Annotated in this window: 7 protein-coding genes; all 7 read left to right on the forward strand. The window is 44.1% G+C overall.

Annotated features, from left to right (window positions below):
* The first annotated feature begins 4 nt into the window (after positions 1-4).
* The 7 genes from ACM0P2_RS10095 (at position 5) to ACM0P2_RS10125 (ending at position 14,891) form a co-directional block, all read left to right on the forward strand.
* Positions 5-3,055: a TonB-dependent receptor gene (locus ACM0P2_RS10095; protein ID WP_419227665.1), complete on the forward strand. Its 3,051-nt coding sequence runs from the start codon at positions 5-7 to the stop codon at positions 3,053-3,055.
* Positions 3,056-3,138: 83 nt separating this feature from the next.
* Positions 3,139-7,470, forward strand: a complete 4,332-nt coding sequence (locus ACM0P2_RS10100; protein ID WP_419227667.1) for an alpha-1,6-glucosidase domain-containing protein — start codon at positions 3,139-3,141, stop codon at positions 7,468-7,470.
* 177 nt (positions 7,471-7,647) lie between these two features.
* Entirely contained in the window at positions 7,648-8,508 is an 861-nt protein-coding gene (locus ACM0P2_RS10105; protein ID WP_419227669.1) for a patatin-like phospholipase family protein, read from the forward strand.
* A 679-nt stretch (positions 8,509-9,187) separates the two neighbouring features.
* Positions 9,188-9,697, forward strand: coding sequence for an RNA methyltransferase (locus tag ACM0P2_RS10110; RefSeq protein WP_105931255.1), 510 nt, complete (start codon positions 9,188-9,190; stop codon positions 9,695-9,697).
* Positions 9,698-9,775: 78 nt separating this feature from the next.
* Positions 9,776-10,699 (forward strand): PEP-CTERM/exosortase system-associated acyltransferase, encoded by a 924-nt coding sequence (locus ACM0P2_RS10115; RefSeq protein ID WP_419227670.1) that lies wholly within the window; start codon positions 9,776-9,778, stop codon positions 10,697-10,699.
* A 132-nt stretch (positions 10,700-10,831) separates the two neighbouring features.
* A complete protein-coding gene (locus tag ACM0P2_RS10120) occupies positions 10,832-12,775 on the forward strand; it encodes an alpha-amylase family protein (protein ID WP_419227671.1) in 1,944 nt (647 codons plus the stop codon).
* A 181-nt stretch (positions 12,776-12,956) separates the two neighbouring features.
* The gene (locus ACM0P2_RS10125) at positions 12,957-14,891 is read left to right on the forward strand and encodes a glycoside hydrolase family 13 protein (protein ID WP_419227673.1); all 1,935 of its coding nucleotides are present in this window, start codon (positions 12,957-12,959) and stop codon (positions 14,889-14,891) included.
* Positions 14,892-14,921: the final 30 nt, after the last annotated feature.

Below are 14,921 nucleotides of genomic sequence, written 5' to 3' on the forward strand. Positions count from 1 at the left end.
ACCAATGAAAAGATTCAAACCCAGCACCATAATGGCGGCGCTTATAAGCAGTGGAGTTGCCTTTAGCGCTTTTCCTCTTTATGCACAAGAGTCACCTGACACCCAAACAGACGAAGTTGAACGACCACAGGAAGATACATTAGAGCGTATCGAGGTGCGTGGTTTCAGCACTAGCTTGATTCAATCACTTAATCAAAAACGATTCTCTGACACAGTCTCTGAACAGATATCTGCGGACGACCTTGGCGGGCTTCCTGATGTATCTATGGCAGATGCACTCACTCGTTTGCCGGGTATCTCTGCTGTAAGAACCGGAGGACAAGCTGCCCAGATTAATATTCGTGGTCTATCAGGTGACTTCGTATTTTCTACGTTAAACGGTAGAGAGCAGGTATCCACCAGCGGAAGTCGCGCCATTGAGTTTGACCAATATCCGTCTGAACTGATTAGTGAGGCAGCGGTTTATAAATCACCCAAGGCGTCGCTTATTGAAGGCGGTATTGCGGGTACAGTAGAACTGAAAACAGCATCACCACTGGCTATTGAAGAGCAGCATAAGTTCAGCGCCAACATGCGCGGTATGTACAACGATAGAGCATCAGAGATAAGCGATGCTACTGAATATGGTCACAGACTGAGCTTTTCCTATCAAGGTAAATTTTTAGACGATACGTTAGGTGTGTCTTTGGGGTATGCCCGTCTATTCCAACCAAGCGTTTCTACGCAATTTATTGGTTTGGCGTATAACGGTCAGGTAGATGTTGATGGTCTAGAAGGGGATACGGATGGGCCAGCAGATTGCCCAAATTGTGAGCTTATCTCTGAAGGCTTTGAAATGCAGCACAAAGGCGGGGAAGAAACCCGCGACGGTTACGTGGCTGCGTTCGAGTGGGCGCCCATCGATACCTTTACATTAAAAGCTGATGCCTTTATTTCTAAATTTGATTCTGAAGCATTTGCCCGTGGTTTTCGCGTAAAGTTAGGCGGCATTAACGCTGGCATCACCAATCCCGTAGTGGTGAATAATAATGTCATTGGCGGTACTTTTTCACGCACAGACAATAGCTTTACCCGTGTTGAACTGGTTAACGACGACAATCAAGATTTCGACAGTGTAACCAACTTAGGTATTAATGCCAATTGGGAAATATCACCCGATTTAGCGGTTCAGTTTGATGTATCCCGTTCAAGTGCCGAAAGTGACTTTAGAAACGGTTTGTTATGGTCGCTTGTAGGCGAAGACGCGACAGCAACCAACCCAGTTTTTGATGAAAACGTTCAAATATCGTATTTGCTGAACGGGTTAAATCTGCCTGATATCGGTTTTAATCAAACAGATGCCTTTACTGACTTAGACCGGGTCATGGTGAGTAAGTACGGTATTTATCCGTTTGAAAATAAAGATGAGCTAGATGCATATCGTGTCGACTTCCAGTATTACGTAGACGTACCCGTCATTTCTGGTTTCGAATTTGGCTATCGTTATTCAGACCGGGAGTACAACAACGATCGCTCAGTCTTTGAGTACGGAAACGACAGTGCATTTTCAGTGAGCGAGCCGCCGCTTCGGCTAACGTCTGACATGGTCGAGCAAGTTGACTGGAGTGGTGACTTTAGCTACTTCCCAAGTTATCTTTCTGTTGATCTAGACAGTGCACTTAATTCATGGTTTCCAAGCGGTAGGCCTCAGCCTGTTCAAACATGGGGTCCGGGCGCAGCTGGCGTTATTAACGGGCCTGGTACAGGGCCCGCTACAGCATGGACACTGCAAGAAAGCGGAGATGTATTTGAAACGGTAAACTCGGCCTACTTAATGGCTAAGATAAATACCGAAATAGGCAATATTCCTGTTACGGGAAATGTGGGTGTTCGTTACGTTAAAAGTAAACAGAGCTCAACAACGCTGCAGCGTGCTACCCAGCTAATTCAAGATCTAGAAACAGGCACATCAGTTGAAGTTAGCGACCCTAACGCAGGTGCGCAAAACATTACAGACGATGTTGGGCTTATCAACAATTTCTATCGACCAGCCTTGATAAGCCATGAGTATTCAGACGTACTTCCTTCTATCAATCTAAACTTTAAGCTGACTGATGACACACAGCTTCGCGTTGCAGCAGCAAAAGTAATGGGTAGAGCGCCAATTAACCGTTTTGCGGCAAATGCATCTACTACCATTGAAACGGTTACTGCTTTCCAAGACAGAGATTCAGGTGAAATTACTTTATCGAACCCTACCGCAAGAGTTAGTGGTAATGCCCGTAATAGTCCGTACTTAGAACCGTTTTACGCCACGCAATACGACGTGTCTTGGGAATATTACTTTTCAGATACAGAAGGTGCTTTGGTTATCGCTGGTTTCTACAAAGACATTGAGTCGTTTGTAGAAGACATTGAAATAGAGCCTTATGATTTTGAGGCAAACGGCATTGTTATTCCTGACAACGTTAGCGTTCCGGTATACCTAACCCCTGAGTTTAACGGCCAAGAGGCTGAGCTTGCTCGCGATGAGAACGGCGATCCTATTTTCGTAACCGTTCCTACGGAAAATGGTAGCTACAGTACGGCAGTAAACAACGCTGAGGGCGGTTACATCAGAGGCCTTGAAGTTGCTTATACCCAAATATACAGCATGCTGCCTGGTTTGTGGTCAGGGTTAGGGGTTAGCGCTAGCTATTCTTACACCGAAAGCGAAATTCAGCGCACTCTGGGCGACGGCGTTTACGCAGCAAATTTACCTGGCCTTTCTGAGAACGTAGCGACGCTAACAGTTTTCTGGGAATACGAAGGTTTTGAAACCCGCTTGTCTAGTCGATATCGCGATGCGTTTGTTTCGCAACAGGTAGCAGTAAACGACCAAGTAGTTAACTTTGATGAAGAGTTGGTAATAGATTACCAAGCGTCTTATGAAATTAACGACAATTGGAGTGTACTGTTTCAGGTTAATAATCTAACCGACGAGCCAACTAAGAGCTATTTCGCCTCAGAAGAACAAACCGGCACCATTCAGTACTTTGGCACCCAATATTACCTTGGGATGACATACCAACTATGAAAAACAACATCCTAGGCAATTTATTTAGCGACTCGAAGGAACATTCGGTCGCCAACAATAGCGAAAATATTCAGGAGAATTCTATGTTTACTAAAAAGAGAGTAGTGCGCGCAGCGTTACTTTTAGTAGGCGCTTATACACTTGCAGGATGCGGAGGTTCGGGCGTAGAGTCTGGAACAAACGATTTACTTACCTGTGATGTGCCAAATGTTCCAAACGCTGCAGGTACGGCGTGTGAGCCACCACCTCCTATTCAATGTGACGCGCCATTAGTACCTAACGAAGCAAACGACGCGTGTGAAGCTGGCGCCGATCCGAGTCTCCCTGCGCCTGTATTTACCCCGTCATCAAATCAAGCGGTTTTATATTACAATCGCGCTGCGGTAGACGCGGATAATTCTAGTAACGACGCTGCCTACGAAGGTTGGAGACTACATACTTGGAACAACGACGAATGCGATGCTTATGCTGACGCCGATACGGATTGGGCAAACGGTCGTATTCATAGCGGCATCGATCCAAATTATGGTGCGTACTGGATCTTAGATCTTAAAGACGATTACGGAAGCTGTCATAACTTCATCATACACAAAGGTACTGATGATGCTGGAAAAGAAATGGGAGGTGGTGACTTCCAAGCCTCGCTTTTACAGGATGATGAAACCTTTGTGCGTATGAACTTTACGCTTTCTGGTGAACCAACGATCTTTGAATTTCCAATTATGTCTCTAGGCCCACAGCCGGTTGATATAGAAGGCTTTGGTGCTCATTGGTTAGATGCGAATACGATTTTATGGGACGTTCCAGAAACCGTTTCGCAAGTGAAACTTCACTACTCAGCACAGGCTGATTTAGAGAGCACGCTAGAAGAGGGTATCAACGGTACTGAATTACCTCTAATGAGTACAACGCTTACCGAAGATCAATCTGCGCGCGCCCCTCACTTGTCTGCCATGCAGGCATGGGAAGGCGAATGGTCAGTTGAAGACGCAAAAACCGTACTCACAACCCAGGCCGTTGTTGGTGGATATGATGCTGATGGCACACTTGTCGCCGCAACAGGTATCCAATTAGCTAATGCTATTGATGCCCTGTACACCTTAGGGGAAGACGATGCTGATGAAGCTCAACTTGGCGGAATCTACACTGACGCAGGTATAATTGCTGCACTGTGGGCACCTACTGCTTCAAATGTTGACCTTTTACTTTATAACGATAACAAGACATTAAACCAACGTATTGAAATGGTTCGTGACGATACCTCAGGTGTTTGGCGCCATGAAGGTGATATGTCGCTTGACCGTCAGCTTTACCGTTATGAAGTTACTGTTTATCATCCGATTACGGGCAAAGTAGAGACACTGCTTGTAACAGACCCATATTCTGTATCACTAAGTACAAACGGCCGTTTCTCGCGCTTTGTAAATCTAGAGGATGATGATTTAAAACCTGAAGGGTGGGATTCTCACACCATCCCTACGGTTGAAAATTACGAAGACGCAGTTATTTACGAAGGTCACATTCGTGATTTTAGTGTACGTGATATGTCGACTTCTGAAGAAAATCGAGGTAAATACCTTGCCTTCACGGAAGAAGGTACAGCGCCGGTCGAACACCTTAAAAAGCTAGTTGAGGCAGGGCTTACCTACTTCCATATCCTTCCAGCGAATGACATCGCAACCATTGACGAAGACCCTACTAAGACCGTTGATTTGTACGATACGGTAGGCAAATTGTGTCGCTTAAACAGCGGTGCGGCAGTGTGTGAAGAAGAAAGCGCAAACGCATTGCTAATCGATGTTTACAATTCTTATGATCCACTATCTGAAGCGGGCAAGGCACAACAGCTTACTAATGATTTGCGGAATCTGGATACGTTCAACTGGGGCTATGACCCTCATCACTTCAACGCGCCGGAAGGAAGTTATGCGTCTAGTGCAGAAGGTGTTGAACGCATAGTAGAAATGCGCGCAATGATTCAGGCTCTTCATGAGATGGGACTTCGTGTTGCACTTGATGTGGTTTACAACCACACCAATGCATCGGGTGTATTCAGCAAGTCAGTTTTGGACAAAGCAGTTCCCGGTTATTACCACCGTTACGAAGTTGACACTGGCGCGATAGTGCGCGAAACGTGCTGTGATGACACCGAGCCACGCAATGTCATGATGGAAAAATTCATGGAAGATTCACTGCTTATGTGGACTGAACACTATAAGTATGACTCTTTCCGTTTCGATATTATGAGCCAAGCCACAAAAGACACCATGGTGCGCTTGCGTGATGCTGTTCATTCTATTGACGAAGACAATTACTTTTATGGGGAAGGTTGGACCAAAATAGACCGCGGTTACGAACAGGCAAGTCAGCTGAATATGGCCGGTACAGAGATTGGTACCTATAACGACCGTATTCGTGAGGCTATTCGTCAGGGCGCCATTTTCAGACCAGAAGATGACGGGCTGTTAAGTGCGCAAGACCGTGTGAAAATGGGCATGATAGGCACGTTGAAAGACTATGTTTTAGAAACGTCTTCAGGCAGTGCTGGTGCAACAAGTAACTTGGGTGGCTATGCTGAAGACCCAGCAGATATCATTAACTACGTGTCAAAGCATGATAATGAAACCTTGTGGGACCAATTAAACTATACGCTTCCGCAAGATATCACCCTAGAGCAGCGGGTTCGTGCACAAAACGTAGCTATGGGTATCAACCTTGTATCTCAAGGCATTCCATTTCTACAAATGGGCGGCGACATGCTTCGCTCCAAATCAATGGATAGAAACACTTATGATGCCGGAGATTGGTTTAACTATGTGGATTTCACTTACGATACTAACAACTGGAATGTAGGATTACCGCTAGCACAGGACAATGAAGCCCGTTGGGAAGAAATGGGTGAGTTTATTTATAGTCCGAACCGCGCTGCGTCGATGGCAGATATCATGTTCGCCTCAGACGTGTTTGCAGAGTTGCTAAACATTCGTATGACAAGTCCATTGTTTAGATTGACCACCGCTGAAGACATTATCGATCGTATTGGTTTCCACAATATCGGTGAGCGCCAGCAGCGAGGCCTTATTGCGATGAGCATTGATGACGGCATTTCTGACAACAGCGAAGAGCCGCGTCAAGACTTAGACACGATGAATGATGCGGTAATGGTACTGGTAAACTCGGGTTACGAAGAAAAATCTATCACGGTTAACACAGCAACTGGCTTTTCCCTTCACGCTACCCAAATGAACTCAGTTGATGCTGCGGTACGCGGAGCAAGCTTTGTTGAGGGTGAAGACGGTAACGGTACCTTTACCGTACCTGCGCTTACCATTGCTGTATTTGTGAAACCGCAGTCTGGAGCCCAAGGTCATGGTCTATCAGCATATGCCACGTCTGGCGCACCTGACGTTGTCCCTTACGGTGACACCATTGCTTACCTTCGTGGAGACATGAATGGTTGGTCTACTAATGACGCGTTTACGTATCAGGGTGATGGTAAATACACGGTTACTGCTGTGTTAGAAGGCGGTGTAACTTATGGGTTCAAGTTCGCGTCTGAAGATTGGAGTACCGTTAACTTTGGCGCTGCAGATGGTGAAGAAGGTGCGGTAATTGCGGGTGAGGAAAAGGTTCTTGCGCGCACTAATACCAATCTTTCATTTACGCCAGCAACGAGCGCGACATATTTGTTCACTGTTGACGCGTCTGACAGTGAAGCGCCGATCTTAATGATTGAGAACGAGGAGCCCTTCGTTGGTACACCTGTGTATCTTCGTGGTGCAATGAACGGTTGGGGGACAGACGAGGAGTTCACTTACCAAGGTGGTCGTATCTATACTTTTGCTCGAGATATTGAGCCTGGTACGTATGAGTTCAAAGTTGCATCTGAAGACTGGAGTACAGTAAATTTTGGTGCTATGTCTGCCGATGATGCCGATCGTAATTTAGCGCCAGGTCAAACTCTTGGGTTGGCTGCGACTAACGATAACCTTGTTCTAAACATTGAAACTGCTGATCGCTATGTGTTTGTGTTCAATGTGACTGACTTGGATGCCCCTACCATTGGTGTATTTAAAGAAGCGTTTTGGGGAGACACCCAAGTTTATATCCGCGGTGGTATGAACGGTTGGAGCGCAGTAGATATGTTTGAATACCAAGGAGAAGGTGTTTACACAGCTAACATTGAGTTGAGCGCAGGTAGCATCGAGTTCAAAGTTGCCTCTGAAGATTGGTCGACGGTAAACCTGGGTAATCCTAATGATGCCGCGAGTAACGTTGTCACGCCTGGCGAGCCAAAAATACTTGGAGGAAGCAATAACAATCTTATGATTGAAATTCCAGAATCAGGCCTTTATGAATTCATGGTCTCAGGGCCAGATGGTAATGCTCCCACGTTAACGGTTACTAAAAAATAATCGTCTAAAGTAACACAACGTCGGTTTTTACTAACCGATTTAATAAAAACCGCGACCTAGTTCGCGGTTTTTTTACAGCGCCTAATTTTTTGGCATATCTCTTGATTCTTTGAAAGTGTTTGGCGTATAAAGGTGGTCGTACCAGATGGTTAGCGTATTTCGTAAGGAGATGAAAACATGAAAAAGGCATTAGTAGTAGAAGGTGGCGCGATGCGGGGAATTTTTGCTGCTGGGGTGCTCGATAAGTTCATGGAGCATGATTATCACCCTTTCGATTTTACACTCGGGGTCTCAGCAGGAGCGACTAATCTTTCTACCTATGTGTCGAAAATGCATGGGCTAAGTAAGACAATCATTACTCAATACGCAACAAAACGTGAATTCTTTAGTCCGCTTCGTTTCATCAAAGGCGGCCATATGACAGATGTCCATTGGTTGTGGCACCATTCAAAGCAATCGATGAATATTCCCGCTCCCGGTGAAAAGAGCAGTATGCCGCTTTATGTGGGAATAACAAATGCTGAGACAGGTGAGTGCGAATATATTCAAGCTACCAAAGATAACGTAGATGATCTTATGGTGGCCTCGTGTGCACTACCTACTGCATACAGAGACGAAATTTCAATAAATGGCGTTCGCTATTTAGATGGTGGTGTGGCTGATGCGATCCCCGCAATTCAAGCATATAAGATGGGGGCGAGGGATATTACTGTGATCCTTTCTCAGCCTCTAGGCTTCACCAAACCCGAAGTAAAGTCCGTTTGGTTAATGCAGAAAATGTATGGAAACCAGCCTGCCATACTAGACAAGATGCTTCAGCGAGCCACCATCTACAACGAAACCCTCGATTTTCTGAATAATCCACCTGAAGATTGTAAGGTTCGCGTGATTGCACCCGATGAAGCGTTCTGTGTAAAGCGCTTAACAATGGATAAGAAAAAGCTACTAAGAGGTTATGGTCAAGGAAGGCGAATGGCTAGACGCTATCTTAAAGCCGTTAAAAATACAATTGACGCCAACACCCGTAAATCTGCATAACGATAATTCAATAGAAGCATATGCGTGTGTGTATGCTTTTCGCAACATCTGCGCCTATAGTTAGAAATAAAAGAGACAGCTCTGACTGTGGTCTAGAAAATATAACGATTACAGCAGTTTACTGTGTTACAAATAGGCAACACTTTAATGGCTTGGGCCTTATCACTTTCTCCTTCTTTTTAAAAAATACTAACTGTAAAAAAGTTAATAAACGTTAAGTGTATTGATAATTTTCAATCTCTGAGAAGTATCATTGTTATTCTCCGTTCTTAACTAGCTGAAATATCATAACTTTCACTTTTTTCTATGATGTATCTGTAAACTTTGCAGGTAATGTGCAATATTTTCACGGTTATGGTGCGCAAATTGCTACCATTTATTTGTCGATAGTTATAAAACATAATACACAAAAAGCTAAAGCGCATATCAGAAACGGTAAATAAGAGTTCACCTATACTGAAAAAGATAAAAGTGAAATCGGCGCTATTTGGCCAAAATTTGCGGTTTTTTGAATGCAAAACAAGATGTTTTGATTGAATAAAAATAGTCGACAACGAAAAAGCTCACATTGAAATGTATATTAATTAATACTTAAGGCTATTTTTTGCTTTCGCATATAGCAGCTACTTGTCGTTCGTGTCAGTATCCGAAAATAGAAAAAAATAAATAAAAATAAAACGTGAATATAGCAAAACAAAAAATTTCAATCGGGCTTGTAAACCCAAAAAATCCGGTAAATGTTGCTTCTATATTGCGCGCGGCGGGTTGCTATGGTGTCGCCAGTGTTTTTTACACTGGTGAGCGTTATCGTTTTGCGAAAGACTTCAATGCGGACACAAAAGCGTTCCATAAGGTTATTCCTACTGTCGGCGTAGATTGCTTGCGTGATGTTGTACCTGAAGGCGCGTCAGTAGTAGCGGTTGAATTAGTCGAAGGCGCAACACCTTTACCTTCGTTCAATCACCCAGAAAATGCATTTTACTTGCTCGGTCCAGAAGACGGAAGTATTGGCGAAGACGTGCTGTCATGGTGCGACCATGTTGTATATGTGCCAACTTATTCCTGTATGAACTTGGCGGCAACAGCCAATGTCTTGCTTTATGACCGACTAGCAAAGTCTGAATATATAAGCGGGGATGCGCTTATCAGACAGAGTAGAGATACCAATAATAAAACAAAAATTAGATAGACGTTAACCAAAGGCTGTCGTTGCGACCAGGAAGTTACCCACAGGCCTAATAATAATATCCAATATCAGGGGAGCTTTGTGTTGAAAACAAGAGCAATGAACACGGTTCGTGCTTTAAATAGCACCGTGTCAGATAAACTGAGACAACTGCCACGTCAGTTTACACGATTATTAACTCGTCCACTTTCACTTGAAGAAAGCATTTCCAATTTCTTCTTTAGCCGTTATGAACTCGTGATTGCTAACGAAGAGAATGAGAAGCAGGTAAGTTATAAAACCCGTCATAAAGTGTATTGTGAAGAAATGAAGTTTGAGAAACAAAATGCGACGGCGCTAGAAAAAGATAAGTACGATGATCGTGCCATTAATTGTTATATAAAGCACAGGCCTACAGGAGAGTGTGCTGGCACGATTAGATTAGTTTTACCTACGGAGGCTGGGCTTTCACTTCCTCTTGAAGAGAAATGTGCTGAAGCGTTTGAAAACGGAGCGTTGTTACCCTCTAATCTCGACCCTCAGACGGTATGTGAGATATCAAGGCTAGCTATCCCACGAGAGTTCAGAGTGCGTCAAATGCGTACAAAAATTTTGCCTGCTGAAAAGCTAGAAAAAATTAAACAGAAAAAAAGCACGCCCTTTAACGTAGAGCATTTTCCTTACCTTTCCATCGCACTTTACTTAATGGCAACGAGTGTTTGCCAACACCTTGATGTTAAGCATGCTTACGTACTTATGGAGCCGAAACTTGCCAGAAGGATGAAAGCTTTCGGGATTAACTTTAATCCAGTAGGGGATGCCGTAGATTTCAAGGGCAAACGTGTTCCATACAGAGTGGCACCTTCTGTCCTGATAACTGAATTAGCCAAACCACTGCAAGGTTTTTACGAAGCCATACACAAAGGGCTTCATGCTAAGCTCCAGGCTATTAGTGAGGTATCAACGCCAATTGTTCACACAGTACAAGATACGCAAAAACCTCTGCGTATAGCGCAAGCTGCCTAGTGCGCAGTTGACCTAAGTCAAAACGGGCCGCCCTTACAGGCGGCTTTTTTATGTTTGAATACGTATGCATGTTTTTTAACATACATTTAACGCGTATCCTGTTGGCATTGCTTATTTTTTACAGTGAATACTATGCCAAATACAAAGTTGGGTTTTTGTCTTAAGCCTTTGTCCCTTGCTATACTTTCATTAGGTTTAGTTGCGTGTTCTGGGCCGTCATCTTCTGTAGGTAGTCAGAAGGTTGAGGGCAAACAGAATCAGTCTTTAACATCAAGTCAAAGTCGTGATATGTCACCGGTTACAGATAACATTGACAGGCAAGGTAAGCCCGTTGTTTACCAAGTTTTTACTCGATTATTTGGAAATACAAATTCAAATAACGAACCTTGGGGCACGATTGAAAAAAATGGCGTAGGCAAATTTAGTGATTTCACGCCACAAGCACTCAGCGCCATAAAGTCCTTGGGCACAAGCCATATTTGGTATACCGGTGTGCCACACCATGCAGTTATTAATGACTACACAAATTACGGCATATCAAACGATGACCCTGATGTTGTAAAAGGCCGCGCGGGTTCTCCCTATGCAGTTAAAGATTATTACAACGTAAATCCAGATCTTGCCGATAACCCTAAAAAACGATTAGAAGAGTTCGAAGCGTTAATTGAAAGGACGCATGCTGCGGGAATGAAAGTAATCATAGACATTGTGCCTAACCATGTTGCCCGTGATTACCACTCGCTCTCAGCGCCAGAAGGTGTGAGCGATTTTGGCGCTAACGATGACACTAATGTGGAATATGCCCGAGACAACAACTTCTACTATGTAGTGGGCGAGGCTTTTCAGGTGCCCAAAGCTGAAGGTTACCAACCCTTGGGCGGTGAAATTCATCCATTATCTGATGGTAAGTTCGATGAGTATCCAGCTAAGTGGACGGGCAATGGCGCTCGTGCGGCCCAGCCAGATATAAATGACTGGTATGAAACAGTTAAGGTAAATTATGGTGTTAAGCCAGACGGCACTTATGATTTCCCGGTTTTGCCTGATGAATACAGCAAAAAAACGTACGAAGAGCACGCAGCGTTTTGGGACGGTAAAGATCTCCCTGACTCGTGGTACAAATTCAGAGATATCGCTCACTATTGGATTGATAAGGGCGTTGACGGCTTCCGTTACGATATGGCGGAAATGGTTCCAGTAGAGTTTTGGTCTTTTTTAAATAGCAGCATTAAGCAGAGGACGCCTGATGCGTTTTTGCTGGCAGAAGTTTACCAGCCAGATAAATATCGCGCTTATATCCAAAAAGGAAAAATGGATTACCTTTACGATAAAGTAGGCTTCTACGATACATTGAAAGCTATCATGCAGGGCAAGGGCGAAGTCAGCGACCTGGTTGCTGTTCATAAGGAAATCAGTGATATTGCGCCACATATGCTGCACTTTTTGGAAAACCACGACGAACAACGTATTGCTAGCCCTGACTTTACTGGAAGTGCTGAAAAAGGTAAGCCAGCGCTTGCGGTGAGTGCGCTAATCAGTAGTTCACCTACACTTCTTTATTTTGGTCAGGACGTGGGCGAAGACGGTAGCGAAGAAACAGGGTTTGGCGACCCAACACGCACATCAATTTTTGATTACGTGGGTGTTCCTGCCCATCAGCGTTTTATGAACGGTGGCAAATTTGATGGCGGGAAGTCGACCGAAAGTGAAAAAGAGTTGCATAACTTCTACAAAGACGTGATGACTATTGCTGCCACTCATCCGGCAATTACAGGTAAATATCAGAGCCTTCATGCGCTGAATTTAGACGTAAGCAACTCAACCTATTCTGAAAAGCAGTTTGCGTTCGCACGAGTTAAAGATGAGCATGGGTTATTGGTAATTTCTAATTTCGATGAAAATCCTACCGGTTTAATTAACCTCATTGTTCCCTCAGATTTAGTTGGTGGTAGAGATGAAAGTAGTGAGGTTAAAGCCTTACTTTCCCATGACGCTCTAAACTTAGAAAAAGATGGCGTTAACTATCAAACAACATTGTCATTAGATGGATTAGAAACCAAGGTTTTTGCCTTCTAAATTTTCCCTTATTTACTGACACAGTAATTAAGGACTTGCTTAAACTTTGTATACGCGTGGCACCATATATTTTTCTATGGAGTCTCGTGAATACGTATGCAGACCATTGGTCAGTCAGCGCTAGCAAGGTAGTATCTCCCCATTACTTTATCTTTAACGTATTTTTAACATCGGTGTTAATGTGTTCAAAACTAACCGCCTAAGCAATGCTATCCACCTAAAGCGTAAGAACCCACTTTTACTGTTTGTAGGCTGTGCCTTGTCACTTCACACAGTCTCTGTTTTTGCATCACAGCAGGAACATATTAACGTCTATCCGCCTAACTGGTGGGTAGGTATGCAGCATCCTGAAGTAGAGCTGATGATTGCAGGAGAGGATGTAGCCGACGACAAGGTTTCTGTTGCCAAAGGTAGTGTGAGAATAACAAAGTCAACGGCACTTGATAGCGATAATTACCTGTTCGTTACATTAGATACTTCAGCTGCAAAAGCGCAAGAGCTTGTAATGACGTTAACCGATGATGACGGTAGCAAACGAGATATTCGTTACACATTGAAAATGCGTAAAGATGCGTCCGCGGAAAGAAAAGGATTTGGCCCAGAAGACGCCATTTACTTAATTACGCCAGACCGCTTTGCCAATGGTAACCTAAACAATGACAACGTAGATGGTTATAAAGACAAGGCTGACAGGTCATTCAAAGGAGGCCGTCATGGTGGCGATATTAAAGGAATCGCAGAAAATATCGACTATATAAAAGAGATGGGTTTTACCCAGATATGGACGATGCCAATGCTTGAAAATGCCATGGAGAAATACAGTTATCATGGCTATTCGACAACAGATTACTACAACATCGATCCACGCTTCGGCTCTAATCAAGAATTTATCGCGCTTAGTCAGAAAGCCAACGAGCATGGGATTGGGGTGATCATGGACATGGTGCTCAATCACATAGGAAGCAATCACGCTTGGATGGAAGATATGCCCTCATCTGATTGGATAAACAACAACGGCAAGTTCGTAGGCACTACACACAAAAGGGAGTCTCTTCACGACCCGCATGCTATAGAAAGCGATATAAAGGGCTTTAGTGACGGTTGGTTTGTGCCCACCATGCCCGATTTGAACCAGCGCAATCCGCACCTGGCTAACTACCTTATTCAAAATGCCATTTGGTGGGTGGAAACAGCAAATCTAAGCGGTATTCGCGTAGATACTTATTCGTACCCTGATAAAGCGTTTTTAAGTCAGTGGACTAATCGAATCATGGACGAGTATCCGAAATTCAATATTGTGGGAGAAGAGTGGTCAGTAAACACTGCCATTACAGCCTATTGGCAAGCGGGAAGTCAGCGCCACGACAACTATGACAGTGCGCTGCCGTCTGTTATGGATTTCCCTTTGCAGGCCGCAGTGGTTGAGGCACTGAATAACGATGAAAGCTGGAACTCTGGCTTTATAAGCGTGTACGAAACGTTAGCGAGCGATTTCTTATACGGCGACCCAAATAATCTTGTTATTTTTCCAGACAACCATGACATGAGCAGGATCTATACTCAGCTTGGGCATGATAAAGAAAAATGGAATATGGCAATGACGCTGTTGCTCACCACCCGTGGTATTCCGCAGGTATTCTATGGAACCGAAATTTTAATGGGCAACGAGGGAAGCGACGATCACGGCATCATTCGTTCTGATTTCCCGGGCGGGTGGCCATCAGACAGTGAAAAGAATGCCTTTACTGGTAAAGGGCTTTCTGATGACGAACGTTGGGCACAAGAGCGTATTAAAACCCTATTAGGACTTCGTCAATCTCATCCTGAATTATTTAAAGGCGAGTTGAAACACTATGCGCCTGTTGACGGTGTTTACACTTATTTTCGCGTAGCGAGTGAATCAACTGATTCTCTAGCCGGATTTCCAGCCAACTCATCAGCCAAAAAGCTTATGGTTGTGCTTAATAAGCAGCCTGTAAATTTGAAATTAACAAAGTACGCAAAGATGTTCGGTGCCAATGCTTCATTAAGACGTGTAAGTGACGGTGTAATCTTCAAAGCGTCTGATACCATAAGCCTTTCGGCAATGTCGGCAAATGTTTTCATTGTGCAATAGCCGTATTAATCAAATAAAACTATAAAAAGA

Source organism: Alteromonas sp. OM2203 (assembly GCF_048517045.1).
In the GTDB taxonomy this organism is placed as follows: Bacteria; Pseudomonadota; Gammaproteobacteria; order Enterobacterales; family Alteromonadaceae; genus Alteromonas; species Alteromonas gracilis.